Consider the following 19298-nt stretch of genomic DNA (forward strand, 5'->3'; position numbering starts at 1 on the left):
CAAGAGCCCTGACCGAGTTGCAGCAGCTTGCGGCCCCCGATCATGATCGACCCAGACCAGACAGGACACCGGCCAAAACCGCTCCACCACCCGCGTTCCTGCGGTGTGCCCACCTGCAGGGTGCTCACAGCGCTACGATCCGAATATGCCTCCCTACATCGTCCGGAGCATGTCCGGTGCGGCCGATACGTCAGCGCTCATTAGTGCCGCCCAGAGGGCGAAAGGCGGAGGCCTGTCACTCGACCTTTCTGGCACCCACGCCATCTACCCCAACGGCGCGGTCCCGATGGCGACAGCATTGGAGTACTTTCGTCAAGAAGGGCTCAGGGTTGCCGCATCGGGCCTCAATGAAAATGTCAGGCGAACAAATTTCCTCAACCCCCTCCCCGCCACGCGGAGGAATTTGGACGCCAATCCCCTTAGCAATGTCGTATGGAAGTACAGCAGCGAGACTCAGGCGAATGATCTGTGCAACGCTTTCATTAGGATGCTCGAAGAGAACGCACTGTGCGAAGACGGTGTAATCGAGTCGCTAAATTGGTGCCTATTTGAGGTTCTCGACAATGTATTTCAGCATAGTCATGCAGATTGCGGCTATGCGATGATGCAGATCCATCGAAAGAATAGGCTCTGCACCGTTGCCGTATCAGACTATGGCATCGGAATCCATAAATCATTCATCGAGAGTCAAGTATATTCGGCCAAGAATGCATATGAAGCCATCATGCTGGCCGTGCAAGAGAAAGTCACCAGCAAGGCCAAGAACATGGGCAACGGCCTGTACGGCCTGATGCGAGTCGTCGGGCTGAACCGGGGGAGCCTGCAAATCCGATCAGGGCGAGGATGGCTGGAGTTCCAGGATGGAAGCCTCAAGGGCGACTGCTCCTATTCGGTGCCACTTCTCGATCTCAACGATCACCATGGCACAACAGTGGATTGGCAGCTAGATCTAAGTCGCCCAGTGAGCCTGGTCGAGGCGCTCAACTTCCCAGAGCCAAACCTTCTGCTTGAGCGGATCGAGGACGAGGCCGGGGAGCATAGAATCAGTGTGGCTGAATTTGAAGAAGGACTAGGCACCAGGCGCTCGGCCGAGCAAGTTCGAACGAAGTTGGTAAACTACCTGAATCTAGGCGCGCCGCGCCTAATTCTGGACTTCAGTGGCGTAAATGTCGTTTCCTCAAGCTTTGCCGATGAAGTTCTAGGAAAGTTGGCGCTTGAAATGGGCATCGTGGCATTCATCAACCGGTTTAATCTGGAGGGGATGACGCCGACCGTCACTGCCATTGTGAACCGAGCAATCTCTCAGCGAATCGCTGAGGGGGATCTTGGAACTCCCGGCTCGTCGGCGAGGCGCTAGCGAACGCCCGGGGCGCGCCGAGCTGGGTGTCTAACGGCGTTACAGCGGCCCCGCGTGGAGCCCAAGGGCCGCTTGTCCAACGTGAAGTGGGACCAGCTCCGGAACCTGGTGCGCCGGTACATCTCGCACGAGCTGGACCAGTGGGAACACTGGCGTGTCGAGACACCGTACGGGGCCGGTGTACGTGACTCTCACCAACGCGATGCCGCCCCACGTTCCACCAGAGCTGTTCCGCACGGTGTAGGCGGGCGCGTGTCCCAACCGTGCCCGAGCGGGCGGGCGAGAGCGACAAACCACGGTCAATGGCGACCTGCGGTCGGGCCGGGCGAACCGGCCGGACGGTCAGCATGACTGCAGGTGAAAGCGGCTGGTGGATCAGCTTAGCAGCGAGATTCCCAAGCTCAGAACGCACTCCCAGGTTCGACTTCGATCATTAGGACTCCACCACCCGCGTGGTCAAGGTGCTCCACGGATCGGCCATCATATGCGTCTAACCTGTCACTAAGCGGCACTGGCCGGCCATTATCTGTCGATCCGGCCCATCGGCGTGACGGCGGCCATCTCCGGGCCCTAAGAAGTGCTCATCGCGCCTAGCAATTCTTAGGAGTCCCTGTGACTACGATCGCTGAAGAGATGAACACGCTCCGGCTCCGGAGGCTCAAGATCCTGGATGACTACCACCAGGCTCAGGGGAGGCTGCGACGGGGTGTGGATGCCCTGCTCCGAGAAGTCGACAACGAGATCCGGCAGCTGGGGGACCGAAGCTCCAGCCTGCCGTGCCTTGTGCGATGCACCCCGGGGCCGAGTCTGACCGTCTACCACTCGGCCGACGCCCCATGCGGGCGAGTACACGACCGCCGCAATTTCCGGGAGATGCCAGAGGTTGAAGCCATGGATGCGTCGCCGCACGTATACCTGGAACGTTGTACGGCTTGCTATTGGCGAAGTGCTGCTACCACCCACGGGAAGCGGCTCCTGAACGCCTAGACGCCCATCACAACGCAGTGCCCTCCTCGTGGCCGACCAGCTGGTACCTAGCGGGGAAACGGCAAGGTGCCCACTCCTGCCCCGGATCGGCGAGTGCGCTGGTCAGCGGTCGGCTGGTGCTGTCACCCTCAAGCTGGGCATCGACCGTGCCGCAGTCGTGCCAGGTCGGGCGGCACGCCACGGTCAGCCGGGACACTAGCGGGCCGGCTCGCCGGTCTCGGTAGAAGCGGCATCGGCGCAGGTCATGACAGGTGAGCATGGCCCGCCTTCTGGAGGCGGGCATCTACTGTCGATGGCTTGACTTCGGGCATTGAGACTCCACCATCCGTAGCGACGCGCACTCGCCAGCGGTCCGTCAAGCTTGGACCAGGCGCAGCTGTGGCTTCGCAGAACTTGATGCTTCGCTTCCCCCGTCGAGAGCTAGTGGCACCAAACCGAATACATGCATATTTAGCTCATCGACGGTGAGATTCAAGTCGCGCGCCATGGTCAAGGGTGAGATTTTTTCGGACCTCAAAACAGAAAATACCTTGCCGAGTAGTTGGGAGCTCTCCCGGCGAATTCCGTTTGGCTCCCCGCTGCGGTATCCCATCTGTGAAAGCTGCTTCACGGACGTTCGATACCCCCACTCGGAGATGAGCTCCATGTCTCGGAGGCGGTAGGCTAGCGCGACAGCGGCCACTTCCCATTTGCGCTTTGCGCTAAGAATTCTTGCCGTGTCAGCACTGTGAAGCATTTGGGCATGCAGGCCGGATCGAGGCATCAAGAAGGCTGAGGCGAACTGTTGGGCCTCCTGCTCTGCATCCGGGCCGTGCGGAATTCTATGCTCTGCATGAAGAACCAAATGTCCAAGTTCGTGAGCTGCATCAAACCTGCCTCGCTCGCCACTCTTTTCGAGGTTCAGGACCACGAAAGGTCGAGTTCGCTGCCATCGAAAAGAGAATGCATCTACGACGGAGCAGTCGCTCGCGAGTGAAAAAACCCTAACGCCGTGAGCTTCGAGAAGATGCACCATGTTAGGAATCGGCGCTTCGCCGAGTCCCCATAGCGCCCGAACTCGCTCGGCAGCATCTTCCGGAGATAGGTGAGGGAGCGTCGGTACATCGGACTTCGGAAGACTGAAGAGATGCTCGATCCAGTCGTTGATCTCTACGGCGATCCGGCCGGCGCTCCGCGCAGAGTCCCGATCAAGTGCGCTTATCTTTGAGGGCGCCCGGAAGCTGATGGCGTCGACTTCAATCTCGTCGACGTCGGATGCCAGGAAGAATGACACAGGCAGCTCAAGAGCCCGGGCCAGAGACTCGATTGTCTCTGGTGCCGGGTTCTTGTGGCCATTTTCAAAGGCCGTCAAGCTGCGGGTCGATACACCCGACATCTTGGCAAGGCTGGCAAGTGTCATGCGCCGCCTCTTCCGCGCAAGGATCAATCGCGAAGAAGTCAGCATGACACTCTCTCCTAAAAAGTAGTGCTTTAGATCGCCCCCCGGAAGCCCACCGGAACGTCAACGGCGGGGCCTTCCAATACCGCGTCCAGCTTCTTGATGTCGAATTGAGGACCGGCGAACGGGTTGTCCGGCAAGATGATGCGCTCTTGCCATGTGTCGACGTACTTGCCGTGCATCTCAACAGGCATGGAAAGCTCGAAGGAGAGTCCCTCCTCGCCGGACTTGTACAGCAAAAACCATGTGGGGATTGCATTGATTTCCTGGTCATCGACCGGAAATCCAGGCAACGAGAACAGGGGTAGCTGCTCGAAGTTCCGCTGGACCAGCTTTGCTACTGCTGCACCCTTCGGGTTCTTTGAGCGCACGTCCCCGGACCAGGCCGCGTCCTCATCGCCAACCTTACCGGAACCGCTCACGGCGGTGATCGCGAACCTCCGCGACGGGTGAATGCAACGCAAGATGGTCTGGGAGTTGCTGTAAGTCCACCCGTGACGCTCCTGACGTTCCCGGAAAAACCGGTTTGTGCGGGACCAGAACACGTACCCGGCCATGCCGGGCGAGTCCATGTCGGTGCAGAGGCGGGCCTCGGCAGCCGCAGCTTCGAGCGGACGGTGCAGGTCGCGGGGAGCCAAGTCGAGGCTCTGCAGGCGCGCAACTGCGTTGACGCCCACGTGAAGCACGGGGTCCATGCCACCTCCTGTGTCAGTTCCAAAAATCGTACCTCATCTGAGGCGGGATTTTTGGAACCAGCAAGATCGAACGTTAGTTCCTATTTCCTGCGCTGGTCAAGGTCTGAGGGGAACAAGTCACGGCCCCGGCGGGTGAGCCGGGGCCGTCTGTGGGCCGTGCGACGTAAGCCGAAAGCAACCAACGTTGACGGTTGATGACAGCAAAAAGGCTGGTCAGCGGGGTGGGCGAGGGCCCAGCCGCTGACCAGCCCGGTGCTTGATCAGAACTTGTTCTTGGGGGTGAGGCCCAGGGACAGGCCGGAGAGGCCGCGCTGGCGGCCGCCGAGCTTGCCGGCGACGGCGCGCAGGGCGGCGCCGGCCGGGGAGTCGGGGGCGGCCAGGACGACCGGGCGGCCGTCGTCGCCGCCCTCGCGCAGGCGGACGTCGATCGGGATCGAGCCGAGCACCGGGACGGTCGCGCCGACCGAGCGGGTGAGCGCGTCGGCGACGGTCTGGCCGCCGCCGGTGCCGAAGACGTCGATCATCTCGTCGCAGTGCGGGCAGGGCATGCCCGACATGTTCTCGATGACGCCGACGATCTTCTGGTGGGTCTGCAGGGCGATCGTGCCGGCCCGCTCGGCCACCTCGGCGGCGGCCATCTGCGGGGTGGTGACGATCAGGATCTCGGCGTTGGGGACCAGCTGGGCGACCGAGATGGCGATGTCGCCGGTGCCCGGCGGCAGGTCGAGCAGCAGGACGTCGAGGTCGCCCCAGTAGACGTCGGCGAGGAACTGCTGGAGGGCGCGGTGCAGCATCGGGCCGCGCCAGACGACGGGCGCGTTGCCGGGGGTGAACATGCCGATCGAGATGACCTTCACGCCGTTCGCGGACGGCGGCATGATCATGTCCTGGACCTGGGTGGGCCGGCCCTCGACGCCGAGCATGCGGGGCACGCTGTGGCCGTAGATGTCGGCGTCGACCACGGCGACCTTGAGGCCGTCGGCGGCCATCGCGGCGGCCAGATTGACGGTCACCGAGGACTTGCCGACGCCGCCCTTGCCGGAGGCGACCGCGTAGACCCGGGTCAGGGTGCCGGGCTTGGCGAACGGGATCTCCCGCTCGGGGGCGCCGCCGCGCAGCAGCGTGGAGAGCTCGCGGCGCTGCTCGTCGCTCATCACGTCCAGCTCGACGGCGACCGAGGTCACGCCGGGGACGGCGGACACCGCGTCGGTGACCCGCTGGGTGATGGTCTCGCGCATCGGGCAGCCGGAGACGGTCAGGTAGACGCCGACGCTCACCGCGCCGCCGTCGGCGATCCCGACGGATTTCACCATGCCGATCTCGGTGATCGGGCGGTTGATCTCCGGGTCGTGCACGGTCGCCAGGGCCTCGCGGACGGATTCCTCCGTCACACCGGCCGCAACCTCAGTCTCGTTGGCCATGCCTTGATGGTACGGCGCCGCGGAAAAGCGCCTGACCCATCGGTGGCGTGCCGCCGGTCACAACGCTTCGGAGGATTCCTTCTGCCCGTCCAGCTCCTTGAGCAACTGCTGCAGTTCGGAGCGAATGAAGTCGCGGGTGGCGACCTCGCCGAGGCCCTGCCGGAGCGCGGCGACCTCGCGGGTGAGGTACTCGGTGTCGGCGATGTTGCGGTCCGAGCGGGCCCGGTCCTGCTCCATGTTGACCCGGTCGCGGTCGTCCTGCCGGTTCTGCGCGAGCAGGATCAGCGGCGCGGCGTACGAGGCCTGCAGGGAGAGCATCAGGGTGAGGAAGATGAAGGGGTAGTCGTCGAAGTGGACGGCGTCGGGCAGCAGGGTGTTCCAGACCACCCAGGCGATGATCACGACGGTCATCCAGACGATGAACCGCCCGGTGCCGAGGAAGCGGGCGATCCGCTCGGAGAGCTTGCCGAACGCCTCCGGGTCGTAGGTCGGCAGGGTGATCAGCCCGGGCCGGCCGGTGCGCGGCTGGTCGAGCCGGACCCGGCCGGTGCCGGTCGTGGTCTCCGGCCGCCGGTCCCGGCCGCCCTCGCGGGCGCGCAGCTCGCGCAGCTGGCGCAGCTCCCGCAGCTCGCCCTGGATCCGCTGGCGGGGGGAGTCCTCGCGGCGCCCCTTGCGGTCAGCGTCCACCGGACACCTCGCTCTCCGCCAGGTCGTGCAGCGACGCCTCGCGCCAGTCCTCGGGCAGCAGGTGGTCGAGCACGTCGTCGACGGTGACCGCGCCGAGCAGGTGGTCGCCCTCGTCGACGACCGGGGCCGCGACCATGTTGTAGGTGGCCAGGTAGCTGGTGATCAGCGGCAGCGGGGTGTCCGGCGGCAGCGGGTCCAGGTCGTCGTCGATCAGCGAGCCGACCAGCGTGTACGGGGGCTCGCGCAGCAGCCGCTGGAAGTGCACGGTGCCCAGGTACTTGCCGGTCGGGGTCTCGTTCGGCGGCCGGCAGACGAACACCTGGGCGGCGAGGGCCGGCTTGTTGTCGGAGATCCGCACCCGGGCCAGGGCCTCGGCCACCGTCGCGTCCGGCTCCAGGACGATCGGCTCGGTGGTCATCAGGCCGCCGGCGGTGTCCTCCGCGTAGGACAGCAGCCGGCGCATCTCGGCCGCGTCCTCGGGCTCCATCAGGCGCAGCAGCCGCTCGGCGTCCTCCTCGGGCAGCTCGCTCAGCAGGTCGGCCGCGTCGTCCGGGTCCATCGCCTCCAGGACGTCGGCGGCGCGCTCCTCCTTCAGCTTGCCGATGATCTCGACCTGGTCGTCCTCCGGCAGCTCCTCCAGGACGTCGGCGAGCCGGTCGTCGTCGAGGGCGGCGGCGACCTCGGCGCGGCGCTTGGACGAGAGGTGGTGCATCACGTTGGCGAGGTCGGCGGCGCGCAGCTGCTCGAACGTGGCGAGCAGGTTGGCCGCGCCCTGGCCCTCCTCGGTGAGCGAGAAGCCGGTGACGGCGGACCAGTCCAGCAGCAGCGTCTCGGCCTTGGCCCGGCGCAGCCGGCTGACCTTGCCCACCTGGACGAAGACCTTGTCGATCTCCCACTCGCGGACCCGGGCCTGCACCATCGCCACGTCCAGCACGGTGACCTCGTCGCCGTGCTTCACCCGGGTGACCGTGCGGTCCAGCAGTTCGGCGAGGACCAGGGTCTCGGACGCGCGCTGCTCGAAGCGCCGCATGTTGACCACGCCGGTGGTGAGCACCTGGCCGGACTCCAGGCTGGTCACCCGGGTCATCGGGAGGAAGATCCGGCGCCGCCCGATCACCTCGACCACCAGGCCGAGCACCCGCGGCGGGCGCCCGCCGATCCGCAGCGTCACCACGACGTCGCGGACCCGGCCGACCTGGTCGCCGTTGGGGTCGAAGACCGCGAGGCCGGAGAGATGCGAGATGAAGACCCGGCCGCCCGGCCCTGCCATGGACTTCCTCCTCGCGCGCGTGGTCCCGGGCCCAGGCTACCCGTGCGCCCCCGCCCGGGCTCGGCGGCCTCGCCCGGGTTTACCTGCTTTGCCGTCGCTTGAGGAGCAGCTTGGGCAGGCCCGCCGGGACGGGCTTGCGGGTGGTGGCCGGGGAGGGCATCGGCTGGGCGGTGAGCGGACCGTCCGGCATGGCGCCGGGCTGCTCGGTCAGGCCGCCGGCGGGCTCCAGGCGCAGCACCCGGCACTCGCGGGCCCAGCGGTCGCCGATGGTGTCGGTGTCGGGCGCGTTCAGCCGCTTGCCCTTGAGCTCCTCGACGGCGCCCTGCCAGCCCTCGCTGCCCGGGGCCAGCTCGCTGACGGCCGCGGTCCAGCCGGTGAGGCGACCCCACTTGTCCTTGCTGCGCACGGTCACCACCGCGGTCGAGCCGGCCGCGAGGCCGTGCAGCGGCTGCTCGGAGCCGTCGCCGACCACGACCACCGCGCCGTCGTGCCAGGCGTGCCACAGCGCGCGCGCCTGCGGCTGCCCGGCGGGCAGCACCCAGAGCAGCCCGGACTTCTTCGCGGCCTCCTCCAGCAGCGCCCGGTCGAGGAAGTCGGCTGCGGCGGTCGTCGTACGCTCCATGGCGCACAGCGTACGGCCTGGCCTCACCCCCCGTCCGCCGGGTGTCTCACGGCCCGGGACGACAGTTCCGTCCCCGCTCGACAGGCCTTACCGTAGTGTCTCCCCGGTCCGTTCCGCCCTGATGAGGAGTGCCGTGCCCGCCGCCCGGCCCGACACCGCGCTCGCCCCCGCCGCGGCCGCCCCCACCGACACCGGGGCCGGCCTGCCCCGGGTCGACCTGCTGCTGCTCGCCGTCTCGATCGCCGGCATCTCGCTCTCCGCGCCGCTGATCAGCGCCACCGCCGCGCCCGCCCTGGCGATCGCGTTCTGGCGCAACCTGATGTCGGTCGGCGTGCTCGGTCCGTACGCGCTGCTGCGGCACCGGGCGGAGCTGCGCGGGATCGGCCGCCGGGCGCTGCTGCTGGCGATGGCGGCGGGCGTCCTGCTGGCCGTGCACTTCGCGCTGTGGATGCCGAGCCTGCGGATGACCTCGGTGGCCTCGGCGACCGCGCTGGTCACCACCACCCCGCTGTGGACCATCCTGCTGATGCGGATCCTCGGGGTGCGGGCGCCCCGGACGGTGTGGCTGGGCACGGGCGTGGCGTTCGCCGGCGTGCTGGTGCTGACCGGCGTCGACCTGTCGCTGTCGCCGCGCGCCCTGCTCGGCGACGCGCTGGCGCTGGGCGCGGGCCTGGCCGCGGCCGGGTACATGCTGCTGGGCGCGGAGGTCCGCAGGACGGTCTCCACCACCGCGTACACCCTGGTCTGCTACGCCACCTGCGCGGTGGCGCTGCTGGCCGTCTGCCTGGTGGCCGGGGTGGACCTGGGCGGCTGGTCGGGCGGCGTGTGGTGGCAGATCTTCCTGCTGATGGTGGCGGCGCAGCTGCTCGGGCACTCGCTGTCGAACCGCGTGGTCCGCACCCTGGGTCCGTCGATCACCTCGACGGCGATCCTGCTGGAGACCCCGGGTGCGGCACTGATCGCGGCCCTGTGGCTGGGCCAGTGGCCGCCGGTGGCCGCGTACCCGGCGGTCGGCCTGATCCTGCTGGGCCTGGTGCTGGTCGCCCGGCCGGCGAAACGTTAAAGCCAGCCGTTGCGGCGGAAGCCGCGGTACATGCCGACACAGATCAGCGCGACCGCGCCGAGCACCATCGGATAGCCGTACTTGTGGTGCAGCTCCGGCATGTAGTCGAAGTTCATGCCGTAGACACCGGTGATCATGGTGGGCACGGCGAAGATCGCCGCCCAGGCGGTGATCTTGCGCATGTCCTCGTTCTGCCCGACCGACACCTGCGCCAGGTTGGCCTGGAGCAGCGAGTTGAGCAGCTCGTCGAAGCCGTGCACCTGCTCGGTGACCCGGGCCAGGTGGTCGGCGACGTCCCGGAAGTACTTCTGGATGTCCGGGTCGACCAGCCGCTGCATCGGCTCGGAGAGCTGCTGCATCGGCCGCAGCAGCGGGGTCACCGCGCGCTTGAACTCCAGCACCTCGCGCTTGAGCTGGTAGACCCGGCCGACGTCGGTGCCGCGGCCGCCCTTGTTGGCGAAGACGTCGTACTCGATCTCGTCCACGTCGGTCTGCAGCCGGTCGGCGACCAGCAGGTAGTTGTCCACCACGTGGTCGGCGATGGCGTGCAGCACCGCGTGCGGGCCCTTCTGCAGCAGGCCCGCGCCGTCGGCGTCGGCCTCCAGCCGGTGCCGCAGCTCCTGCAGCGAGGAGTGGCCGCCGTGCCGGACGGTGATCACGAAGTCCTGCCCGGCGAAGACCATCAGCTCGCCGGTCTCCACCACCTCGCTGGTCGGGGTGAGCTGGTCGTGCTCCACGTACCGGATGGTCTTGAAGACCGCGAACAGCACGTCGTCGTAGCGCTCGACCTTGGGGCGCTGGTGCGCGTGCACCGCGTCCTCGACGGCCAGCGGGTGCAGGCCGAAGCGCTGGGCGATGCCCTCGAACTCGGCCTCGGTCGGCTCGTGCAGGCCGATCCAGCTGAACGAGCGGCCGTCCTCGTGCCCGCCCGCCGCGCGGACCCGGCGGGCCGCCTCGCGCGGGCTGCAGGTGTCACCCGCCCGCTTGCCGTGCTGGTACACCGCGCAGTCCACCACGGCGGACGGCGCGTGGCCCGGGCGGAGCGTGTCGTACGAGTCGTCGGCGCGGCGGCGGGCCGGACGGACGGCGGCGCGAAGGTTGTTGATCATCGACATGGCAGCTGGCTCCTTGCGCGGGAGCCGTCGCACGGCAGGTCATGGGGCGGCCTGGGGCGGCGGCGGGATACACCGATGGACACGCCGGTGCCTGGGCGCGCGCCAAGAAACCGCCGAGGGCGATGGTTTGGGCGGTCAGACTCCGGGGAAGGTGCTCTCCCGGCCAGGGAAGTGACGCCGCGTCGAGAGGCCGCAGATCAGCGGGCGAGGGCGCAGCGGAGGTCGGCAGGCCGGGCAGAGCTGCCGGTACTGCATGGTCGACTGCTATCCACCGCGACCACCTCCTTCACGCCGAGGCCCCGGAGACAAGGATCCCCGGTGGCCAGCTGCTCACACTAACAGTTGTTCTGCCCCGCCCGCTGGGGTGTCCGGGAACGCACGGCCCGTGGCGCGCTAAGGTCGCGTGCATGGCGCACGACTTCCCGCTCTTCGGCGACTTCTCCGACCCGGACGCCGGCTCCGAGCTCACCCGCTCCGCCGTGCTCGCCGCCGTCGAGGCCCGGCTGCTCGCCACCTTCGGCGAGCCCAGCGGCCGGGCGGCGGTCACCTTCGTCGGCGCCGACCGGATCGAGGTGCTGCGCTTCGGCCCGGACGCCGACGGGCTGGTCCGCTACGCGACGCTCGGGATGGCCGGCGCACCGATGGCCGACCCCACCTCGGCGGTCGCCGACCCGGTCCGGGGCCCCCGTGCCGAGTTGGTGCTCACCGTCCGCGGGGGGCGCGACGAGGTGCACCGCGCGCTGGCCGTCTTCGCCTCGACCCCGCAGGTCGAGGGCCTGGTGGTGGCCCCCGGCGGCTCGCTCGACCTCGGCTCCCCGCTGTGGACCGGAGCCCCGTTCACCTCGGTCCTGGCGGCCGAACCGGGCGGTCTGGTCGAGGACCTGGAACTCGCCGATCCGGCCGAGCCGGTCCGCTTCCTGCCGCTGCTGCCGATGACCCCCAACGAGGCCGCGTTCAAGCGCGTCCAGGGCGCCGCCGCGCTCGAGGAGCGCTGGCTGAAGCACGGCACCGACCTGCGCGACCCGCAGCGCCGGGGCGTCCCGCTGGACTGACCCGGGTCCGCGGACGCAGGGGGGCGACGGCCGCGGCAGCGGGTCGGACCGGCCGGACCTGCCGGACCGGCGGGTGACCAACGCCACACCGCCCCCGCCCGCCGCGCCGCGGTCAGCCGGTGACCGGCTTCGCCCCGCTCGCCTGCGCCACCAGCGCCTCGTACACCGCCGGGTCCGTGGTCCACTCGCCCAGCCGGACCGTCTTGCGGTGCCCGTGGTAGTCGCTCGAACCGGTCACCAGCAGTCCCAACTCGCCTGCCAGCCCTCGCAGGTGGGCCCGGGTCGGCTCGTCGTGGTCCATGTGGTCGACCTCCAGCGCGGCCAGCCCGGCCGCCGCCAGGTCCGCGATCACCTGGTCCGAGACGGTCTGCCCGCGCTTCACCGCACCCGGGTGCGCGAACACCGGCACCCCGCCCGCCGCCCGCACCAGCCGGACCGCCGTCACCGGGTCGGTCTCGTGCTTGCGGACGTCAGCCCGGCCGCCGTTGGCCAGCCAGTCGGCGGTGAACGCGTCCGACACGGTCGCCACCACCCCGGCCTCCACCAGCGCGGACGCGATGTGCGGCCGGCCCACCGAGCCTTCGCCCGCGATCCGCTCGACCTGCTCCCAGCTGATCGGCGCGCCCAGCTCCCGGCAGCGCTCCACGATCGCCCGGCCGCGCCGGAAGCGGTCGCCCCGGACCGCGTCCCGCTCCGCCGCGAACTCCGGCTCCGCCGGGTCGAACAGGTACGCCAGCAGGTGCATCGAGATCTCGCCGGCCCGGCAGGACAGCTCCGCGCCCGGCACCAGCGTCAGTCCCGTCCCGGCCAGCGCCGCCGTCGCCTCCCCGTACCCGGCCACCGTGTCGTGGTCGGTCAGCGCCACCACGTCCAGTCCGGCCGCGCGTGCGGCCGCCACCAGCTCGGCGGGGGAGTCGGTGCCGTCGGACGCGTTGCTGTGGGCGTGCAGGTCGATGCGCATGCCGTCCAGGATAGGGAGCCCGGCGGCGCCGCCTGCCTCAGCCCAGCAGGCGGGTGCTGAGGGCGCCGCAGGGGAGCAGGCCCAGCTCGGCGCCGGCGTCCCGGAGGTCGGTGAGGACCAGCTCGTCGTGCATCAGCAGCGCCGACTGCTCGGGCCAGGCGATCGCCCACAGCCACAGGCCGCGCGCCTCGCCGACGTACACCGCCCGGTCGTCCGGGGCCTCGGGGACGTGGAACATCGGGGTCGGCCGCCCGGCCGCCATCAGCTTGGCGTCGGCCGGCTTGTAGAGCGACACCGAGTCGCCCGGATCCGGGCCGACCAGCCCCGCGTACCGGGCGCCGAGGCCCACGCCGAGCTCCTCCGCGACCAGCACCAGCTCGCCGAATCCGCCCAGCGGCGCCGGACCGGAGCACGCCACCGCGGTGGCCCTGGCGCCGGAGAGGTCGTCACCCGCATGGGCGATGCCGGTGAACAGCCAGCCGACCGGCAGCGGCCACGGCATCCAGACCGGCACCTGCGAACGGGTGACCGCGACGTTCAGCGCCTCCACGCTCGGGGGCAGCACCGGTTGCATCGGGTACACGGCGCCGTGCTGGTCGCACTGCCAGGTGTCGGAGAAGAGACCGGGGGCGCGGACCCGACCGGCGCACCTCGGGCAGCTTGGCTCGCCCCTCATAACCGACAACGGTCCTCCCTCCGGACAGCCGCGTCAAGGACGATCACCCGTAAGGGGTGTGTCACGGTGTGTCACCGGCCGTCGACCGGCGGCCGCCGCCGATCCGTTCGGGGGATGTCCCGCCGGGGGCGCCGCCAAACACCGCGCTGGTCGGGGCCGGGCCCGGACGCACTGACGCCCCGTCGGCCGCGCGCTGCGCGATGACGGGGCGTCAGTCGGGTATCGGGACGTCAGTGGCGCCCCGATCGTTCAGCAGGCCTCGCACGGCCGGATGTACAGGCGCTCGCCGGCGAGCGCCGCGGCCTTCACGTACTCGCTGACGGTCTCGGCGTCGGCGATCAGGCGATCGGTGGCGACGCCGTTGGTGTCGTCCAGTCGGAGGATCTCGAAACGCATGGGCTTCTCCCTTCCAGGTCTATCGGTCGGGCGTCCGGGACGGTGGCACCGGGGAGAGGCGGGAGTGCCTCGGTGTGGCGATGGAACAACGGTGCCCTGCGGTGGAGTCGGAGCGGTTGCCCGCCCGTTAAGTCGCTGTTTCAGTCGAGATGGTCGGCTGTTCGCGCGTGCAGTGATCCCGGACAGAATCAAATATTACCCGAGCTAACGATTTCTGTCGCCCCAATTGTCCCGAGCACCGGTCAAGCGCCGCTCAAGCGGACCAGAAGTCCGTCAACACGGCGGCCGTCTCGGCCGGTCGCTCGGCGTTCGGGGAGTGCCCCGCACCCTCCACCACCGCGCGCCGCGCGGACAGCCGCTCGGCCATCGCCGACTGCTCCGGCACCGGCCACGCGTAGTCCTCCACGCCGGACACCACCAGCTTCGGCAGCGGCACCGCCGCCAGCTCGTCCACCCGGTCCGGGGCGGCCACCAGGTGCGAGCCGGCCGCGGACAGCGCGACCGGGACGTTGGCCAGCCAGCGGCGGTGCAGGAACTCGCCGATCTCCGGCGCGGGCGCGGGCCTGTCGGCGTCCATCTCGCGCATGATCTGCCAGATCGTCTCCAGGTCCAGCGATCCCAGCGCGTCGACCAGCAGCTGGGTGCGGGCCGCCTCCGCCGGGTCGATCGCGCCCGGGCCGGTCGACAGCAGGGTCAGCGAGCGCCACGGCAGCGGCTCCCCGGACGCGTGCGCCGCGAGCACCGCCTCCCGCACCACCTGGCCGCCGAAGGAGTGGCCCAGCAGGTGCAGGCCGTCCGGGTCGGCGAGCCGCGCGGTCAGCGCCAGGACGTCCCGGCCGAGCTCCGCCACCGCGTACGCCGCCGGGTCGGGCTCGCCGCCCGTCTCGTACTGCCCGCGCTGGTCCACCGCGACCACCCGGAACCCCGCGCCGGCGAGCGGCTCCAGCAGCGCGATGAAGTCCTCCTTGCTGCCGGTGAAGCCGGGGACCAGCAGCGCCGTCCCGCGCCGCGGCCCCGCCGCCGGCTCAGCCCACAGCGCCGCGAAGGCACCGCGGTCGGTCTCGACCCGCAGCGCGCGGGCACAGGCGGGCAGCTTGAGGAACGGGGGAGTGCTCACAGCGGGCTCCAGCAGGGGTGAGGGTGGGCGCACCGCCCTCGCGCCGGGGCCCTGGAGACAGCCGAGGGGCGCGGGGAACTGCGCGAGTCGGCAGGAGCCTACCTCTGTGCCGCTGCCCTCCGGTGGAGGTGCGGCGGTCGGCTCTACCGCTGCGCGCGGTTCCCCGCGCCCCTGGTCAGGACGGTTCCGGTCGGTGTCAGCCCTCGGCGACGACCTCGGCCACGGCCTTGGTGGCGCGCTTGCGCGGCGCCGGGATCTCCTCGGCCGCGGTCGCGGCCGTCTTGCGGGCCGTCCGCTTGCGCGGCGCGGGGGTGGTCGCCTCCGCGGTGGCGTCCGCCTCGACGGCCTTCTTGGCCCGGCTGGCCCGCTTGCGCGGGGCGGCGGGGGCCTCCTCCGCCGCCGGGGCGGGGGCCTCGGCGGCCGGGGCGGCGGCCTTGCGGACCGCGCGCTTGCGCGGCGCGGCGGGGGCCTCCTCGGCCGCCGGAGCGGCGGTCTCGGCGGTCTCGACCGCGGTGGCGTCCGCCTCGACGGCCTTCTTGGCCCGGCTGGCCCGCTTGCGCGGGGCGGCGGGGGCCTCCTCCGCCGCCGGGGCGGGGGTCTCGGCGGCCGGGGCGGCGGCCTTGCGGACCGCGCGCTTGCGCGGCGCGGGGGCCTCCTCGGCCACCGGAGCGGCCTCGGCGACCGGAGCCGCGGCGGTCTTCCGGGCCGCGCGCTTGCGCGGGGCGGCCGGAGCCTCCTCGACCGGCGCGGGGGCCTCGACCACCGCGGTGGTCTCGGCGGCGGGCGCGGTCTCGGCGGTCTTGCGGCTGCGGGTCCGCTTGCGCGGGGCGGCCGGAGCCTCCTCCGCGACCGGAGCGGCCTCGACCACCGGGGTCTCGACCACTGGGGTCTCGACGACCGGGGTGTCGACGACGGGGGCGACCTCCGCGGCCTTGCGGGCACGGGTCCGCTTGCGCGGGGCGGCCGGGGCCTCCTCGGTCACCGCAGCGGCCTCGACCGGCGCGGGGGCCTCGACCACCGCGGTGGTCTCGGCGACGGGGGCGGTCTCGGCGGTCTTGCGGCTGCGGGTCCGCTTGCGCGGGGCGGCCGGGGCCTCCTCCGCGACCGGAGCGGCCTCGACCACCGCGGCGGCCTCGACCACCGGGGTCTCGACGGCTGCCGCGGCGGCGTTCTCCCCGCCGCCCCGGCGGTTGCGGGTGCGCTTGCGCGGGGCCCGCGCCTCCTCGGTCACCGGCGCCTCGACGGCGGCCGGGGACGCCACCGACTCGGTGGCGACGGCGCCCGCCTCCAGCTGGCTGCCGCCGCGGGTACGGCGGCGCTCGCGCTTGCGGCGCGCCGGACGCTCGGCAACGGCCTCGGCCGCCGCAGCGGCGTCACGCCCGCCGCCCGAACGCCCGTCGCGGCCGTCCCGACCGCCGCGCGCGTCACGGCCGGCATCCCGGCCGCCGTCGCGCCCGCCGCGGCCGCGGCCACGGCCGCCGGTCTCGCCGAGGTCCTCGACCTCCTCCGCGTTCAGGCCGGCCCGGGTGCGCTCGGAGCGGGGCAGGATGCCCTTGGTGCCCGGAGCGATCTTGAGCAGCTCGTACAGGTGCGGCGAGGTGGAGTAGGTCTCCTCCGGCTCGTTGAACGGGAGGTCCAGCGCCTTGTTGATCAGCTGCCAGCGCGGGATGTCGTCCCAGTCGACGAGCGTGACGGCGGTACCCGAGGCGCCGGCGCGGCCGGTGCGGCCGATCCGGTGCAGGTAGGTCTTCTCGTCGTCCGTGCACTGGTAGTTGATGACGTGGGTGACGCCCTCGACGTCGATGCCGCGGGCGGCGACGTCGGTGCACACCAGCACGTCGACCTTGCCGTTGCGGAAGGCGCGCAGCGCCTGCTCGCGGGCGCCCTGGCCGAGGTCGCCGTGGACGGCGCCGGCCGCGAAGCCGCGCTTGGTCAGCTGCTCGGCGACGTCGGCGGCGGTCCGCTTGGTGCGGCAGAAGATCATCGCCAGTCCGCGGCCGTCGGCCTGCAGGATCCGGGAGACCATCTCGACCTTGTCGAGCGAGTGCGCACGGAAGATGTGCTGCTCGATGTTGGCGACGGTGGCGCCCTGGTCGTCCGGCGCGGCGGCGCGGATGTGGGTGGGCTGGCTCATGTACCGGCGGGCCAGCGAGATGACCTGGCCGGGCATGGTGGCCGAGAAGAGCAGGGTCTGCCGCTTCGCGGGCAGCATGGTGATGATCTTCTCGACGTCCGGCAGGAAGCCGAGGTCGAGCATCTCGTCGGCCTCGTCGAGGACCAGCGCGCGGACCTTCGACAGGTCGAGCTTGCGCTGCCCGGCGAGGTCGAGCAGGCGGCCGGGGGTGCCGACGACGATGTCGACGCCCTTCTGCAGCGCCTCGACCTGCGGCTCGTACGCGCGGCCGCCGTAGACCGCGAGGACGCGGACGTTGCGGACCTTGCCGGCGGTCTGCAGGTCGTTGGTGACCTGGGTGCAGAGCTCGCGGGTGGGCACCACGATGAGCGCCTGCGGGCTCTGCGAGAGCTGGTCGGCGGTGGCCCGGCCGGCGTCCACGTCGGCGCGCACGACGACCCGCTCGATGAGCGGGAGGCCGAAGCCGAGGGTCTTGCCGGTGCCGGTCTTGGCCTGGCCGATGACGTCGTGGCCGGTCAGCGCGACCGGCAGGGTCATCTCCTGGATGGGGAAGGGGTGGACGATGCCGACGGCCTCCAGGGCCTCGGCGGTCTCCGGGAGGATCCCCAGGTCCCGGAAGGTGGTCTTGGTGGGTTCAGCGGTGGTGGACAGGGTGCTGCCTCTTCCATGTGGGGGGCCGAGAGCGAGCAGGCGGTGCGCGTGCCGGTCGGTCGCAGGGGCCGGGTGCGGACGCATCGCGCCCGCTCCGCAGCTGCCTGTTCCGACCGCACGACCGCGCCGTTACCCCAGCGTCCTGCCCACCCGGGCAGCCCATGAACGGGCGCGTCGGGCGGCGGCGCGGGGGAGGATTCCCGTGAGGGGTTCGGCGCGGGACCTGCGCCATGGGGCGCCGTCCGCGGCGGCCCTCGCTCGGCCACTGATGCGGTGCCTGGGCCCGAGGTCCGGGCCAAGGTCGGAGCCGATCGGGTCTCCGACCGGGCATCCGCGTACGTGAGCGCCGGGTGCACCGTGCTGAGCACGTCTGCGCGGCCTGCCGGTGAGGGCGGGCCGCGCGAATACACCAGGCCTCGCTACCACCATACAGTCAAGCGAGGACTCGAACACGTGACGCGCACAACCCCGCCGGTGGCGGGGGCTAAGGTTTCGTGCCATGGAGACTCTGGAAACTGGTGACGGCGCCCCGTTCGAGTCGATCGGCGACTGGGCGACCCGGGCCGCCGATCCCGGCTACCGGGCGGCCGTGCTCGACCTGCTCGGCGCCCTCGCGTACGGCGAGCTGAGCGCCTTCGAGCGGCTGGCCGACGACGCCAAGTTCGCGCCGGGGATCACCGAGAAGGCGGCCCTGGCCCGGATGGCCTCCGCCGAGTACCAGCACTACCAGCTGCTCCACGACCGGCTGGCCGAGGTCGGGGCGGACCCGACCGAGGTGATGACGCCCTTCGTCGAGGCGCTGGAGAACTTCCACCGGCTCACCGCCCCCTCCGACTGGCTGGAGGGTCTGGTCAAGGCGTACGTCGGCGACGCGATCGCGACCGACTTCTACCGCGAGGTGGCCGTCCGGCTGGACGACGACACCCGGGAGCTGGTGCTGCGGGTGATGTCCGACACCGGTCACGCCGAGTTCGCGGTGGACCGGGTGCGGCAGGCGATCGAGGAGGACCCGCGGGTCGGCGGCCGGCTGGCGCTGTGGGGCCGGCGGCTGATGGGTGAGGCGCTCAGCCAGGCCCAGCGGGTGGTGGCCGAGCGCGACGCGCTCTCCAACCTGCTGGTCGGCGGCGCCGAGGTGCACGGCTTCGACCTGGTCGAGGTCGGCAAGATGTTCAACCGGATCACCGAGGCGCACACCCGCCGGATGGCCGCGCTCGGCCTCGCCTCCTGAGCCGTCGCCCCGGGGGCCGTCCGACGGCTCCCGCCGGGCGGCCCTTCAGGCGGGCCGCTGCCGGCGGTGCGCGCCGCGCGGCCGCGGCGCCCGGTCCGGCCGGGCCGGCACCGACACCAGCAGTACCGAGCAGACCGCCGCGCTGACCAGCTGCACCGGCATCGAACCGCCGTCCAGCACGTAGCCGGTGAGGTGCCCGGCGAGCAGCGCCGAGACCACCCCGGTGGCTACGGTCACTGCCCGGGCGGCGGCGAACCACCCGGGTAGCAGCGCCAGGGCGGCGGCCCCCACCGCGAAGCCGATCAGGGCGAAGGCGATCGTCTCGAAGACCACGGGGCTGCCTCCCGGGGAGTGGTGGGCGACGCTGCGTACCGACCCCGGCCCCATACCCCGGGCGGGCGGTCGGTACGCGTCCGGCCGCGGAAGCC

At 70.8% G+C, this 19298-nt stretch carries 17 protein-coding genes; 4 read left to right on the forward strand and 13 right to left on the reverse strand.

Going from position 1 to position 19298, the window contains the following annotated elements; all coding sequences use genetic code 11:
* Positions 1 to 145 precede the first annotated feature (145 nt).
* Entirely contained in the window at positions 146 to 1357 is a 1212-nt protein-coding gene (locus ABEB06_RS23390) for an STAS-like domain-containing protein (protein ID WP_345698845.1), read from the forward strand.
* Positions 1358 to 2699: 1342 nt separating this feature from the next.
* Here ABEB06_RS23390 and ABEB06_RS23395 read toward each other — a convergent pair.
* The 6 genes from ABEB06_RS23395 to ABEB06_RS23420 form a co-directional block, all read right to left on the reverse strand.
* Positions 2700 to 3788 carry a helix-turn-helix domain-containing protein gene (locus ABEB06_RS23395; protein ID WP_345698846.1) on the reverse strand — a complete coding sequence of 363 codons (1089 nt, stop codon included), beginning with the start codon at positions 3786 to 3788 and terminating at the stop codon, positions 2700 to 2702.
* 26 nt (positions 3789 to 3814) lie between these two features.
* On the reverse strand, positions 3815 to 4477 hold the full coding sequence (locus ABEB06_RS23400; RefSeq protein WP_345698847.1) for a hypothetical protein: 663 nt from the start codon (positions 4475 to 4477) through the stop codon (positions 3815 to 3817).
* A 260-nt stretch (positions 4478 to 4737) separates the two neighbouring features.
* Positions 4738 to 5898: an Mrp/NBP35 family ATP-binding protein gene (locus ABEB06_RS23405; protein WP_345698848.1), complete on the reverse strand. Its 1161-nt coding sequence runs from the start codon at positions 5896 to 5898 to the stop codon at positions 4738 to 4740.
* A gap of 57 nt (positions 5899 to 5955) precedes the next feature.
* Positions 5956 to 6525, reverse strand: coding sequence for a DUF1003 domain-containing protein (locus tag ABEB06_RS23410; protein WP_425559798.1), 570 nt, complete (start codon positions 6523 to 6525; stop codon positions 5956 to 5958).
* A 49-nt stretch (positions 6526 to 6574) separates the two neighbouring features.
* Entirely contained in the window at positions 6575 to 7855 is a 1281-nt protein-coding gene (locus ABEB06_RS23415) for a magnesium transporter MgtE N-terminal domain-containing protein (RefSeq protein WP_345698849.1), read from the reverse strand.
* A gap of 79 nt (positions 7856 to 7934) precedes the next feature.
* Positions 7935 to 8477 (reverse strand): pyridoxamine 5'-phosphate oxidase family protein, encoded by a 543-nt coding sequence (locus ABEB06_RS23420; protein ID WP_345698850.1) that lies wholly within the window; start codon positions 8475 to 8477, stop codon positions 7935 to 7937.
* Positions 8478 to 8610: 133 nt separating this feature from the next.
* Here ABEB06_RS23420 and ABEB06_RS23425 point away from each other — a divergent pair, with 133 nt between their 5' ends.
* The gene (locus ABEB06_RS23425; RefSeq protein ID WP_345698851.1) at positions 8611 to 9540 is read left to right on the forward strand and encodes a DMT family transporter; all 930 of its coding nucleotides are present in this window, start codon (positions 8611 to 8613) and stop codon (positions 9538 to 9540) included.
* Here the strand turns inward: ABEB06_RS23425 and corA are convergent.
* Entirely contained in the window at positions 9537 to 10655 is a 1119-nt protein-coding gene (gene corA / locus ABEB06_RS23430) for a magnesium/cobalt transporter CorA (RefSeq protein WP_345698852.1), read from the reverse strand. The genes ABEB06_RS23425 and corA overlap by 4 nt on opposite strands.
* A gap of 407 nt (positions 10656 to 11062) precedes the next feature.
* Here corA and ABEB06_RS23435 point away from each other — a divergent pair, with 407 nt between their 5' ends.
* Positions 11063 to 11707, forward strand: coding sequence for a suppressor of fused domain protein (locus ABEB06_RS23435; RefSeq protein WP_345698853.1), 645 nt, complete (start codon positions 11063 to 11065; stop codon positions 11705 to 11707).
* Positions 11708 to 11819: 112 nt separating this feature from the next.
* On the opposite strand, the gene ABEB06_RS23440 is transcribed toward ABEB06_RS23435, so the two are convergent.
* The 5 genes from ABEB06_RS23440 to ABEB06_RS23460 form a co-directional block, all read right to left on the reverse strand.
* Positions 11820 to 12668, reverse strand: coding sequence for a PHP domain-containing protein (locus tag ABEB06_RS23440; protein WP_345698854.1), 849 nt, complete (start codon positions 12666 to 12668; stop codon positions 11820 to 11822).
* Positions 12669 to 12705: 37 nt separating this feature from the next.
* Positions 12706 to 13344: a DUF6758 family protein gene (locus tag ABEB06_RS23445; RefSeq protein ID WP_345698855.1), complete on the reverse strand. Its 639-nt coding sequence runs from the start codon at positions 13342 to 13344 to the stop codon at positions 12706 to 12708.
* Between the two features lie 249 nt (positions 13345 to 13593).
* On the reverse strand, positions 13594 to 13740 hold the full coding sequence (locus tag ABEB06_RS23450; RefSeq protein WP_345698856.1) for a hypothetical protein: 147 nt from the start codon (positions 13738 to 13740) through the stop codon (positions 13594 to 13596).
* Positions 13741 to 13993: 253 nt separating this feature from the next.
* Positions 13994 to 14857 (reverse strand): alpha/beta fold hydrolase, encoded by an 864-nt coding sequence (locus tag ABEB06_RS23455; protein ID WP_345698857.1) that lies wholly within the window; start codon positions 14855 to 14857, stop codon positions 13994 to 13996.
* Positions 14858 to 15053: 196 nt separating this feature from the next.
* Positions 15054 to 17726: a DEAD/DEAH box helicase gene (locus ABEB06_RS23460; RefSeq protein WP_425559681.1), complete on the reverse strand. Its 2673-nt coding sequence runs from the start codon at positions 17724 to 17726 to the stop codon at positions 15054 to 15056.
* 415 nt (positions 17727 to 18141) lie between these two features.
* Between ABEB06_RS23460 and ABEB06_RS23465 the strand changes: the two genes are divergently transcribed.
* The gene (locus ABEB06_RS23465; RefSeq protein ID WP_345698858.1) at positions 18142 to 18870 is read left to right on the forward strand and encodes a ferritin-like fold-containing protein; all 729 of its coding nucleotides are present in this window, start codon (positions 18142 to 18144) and stop codon (positions 18868 to 18870) included.
* Positions 18871 to 18915: 45 nt separating this feature from the next.
* Here the strand turns inward: ABEB06_RS23465 and ABEB06_RS23470 are convergent, their stop codons facing one another.
* Positions 18916 to 19203, reverse strand: coding sequence for a hypothetical protein (locus ABEB06_RS23470; RefSeq protein ID WP_345698859.1), 288 nt, complete (start codon positions 19201 to 19203; stop codon positions 18916 to 18918).
* Between the last annotated feature and the right edge of the window lie 95 nt (positions 19204 to 19298).

It is taken from the genome of Kitasatospora terrestris, from assembly GCF_039542905.1.
Classification (GTDB): Bacteria; Actinomycetota; Actinomycetes; order Streptomycetales; family Streptomycetaceae; genus Kitasatospora; species Kitasatospora terrestris.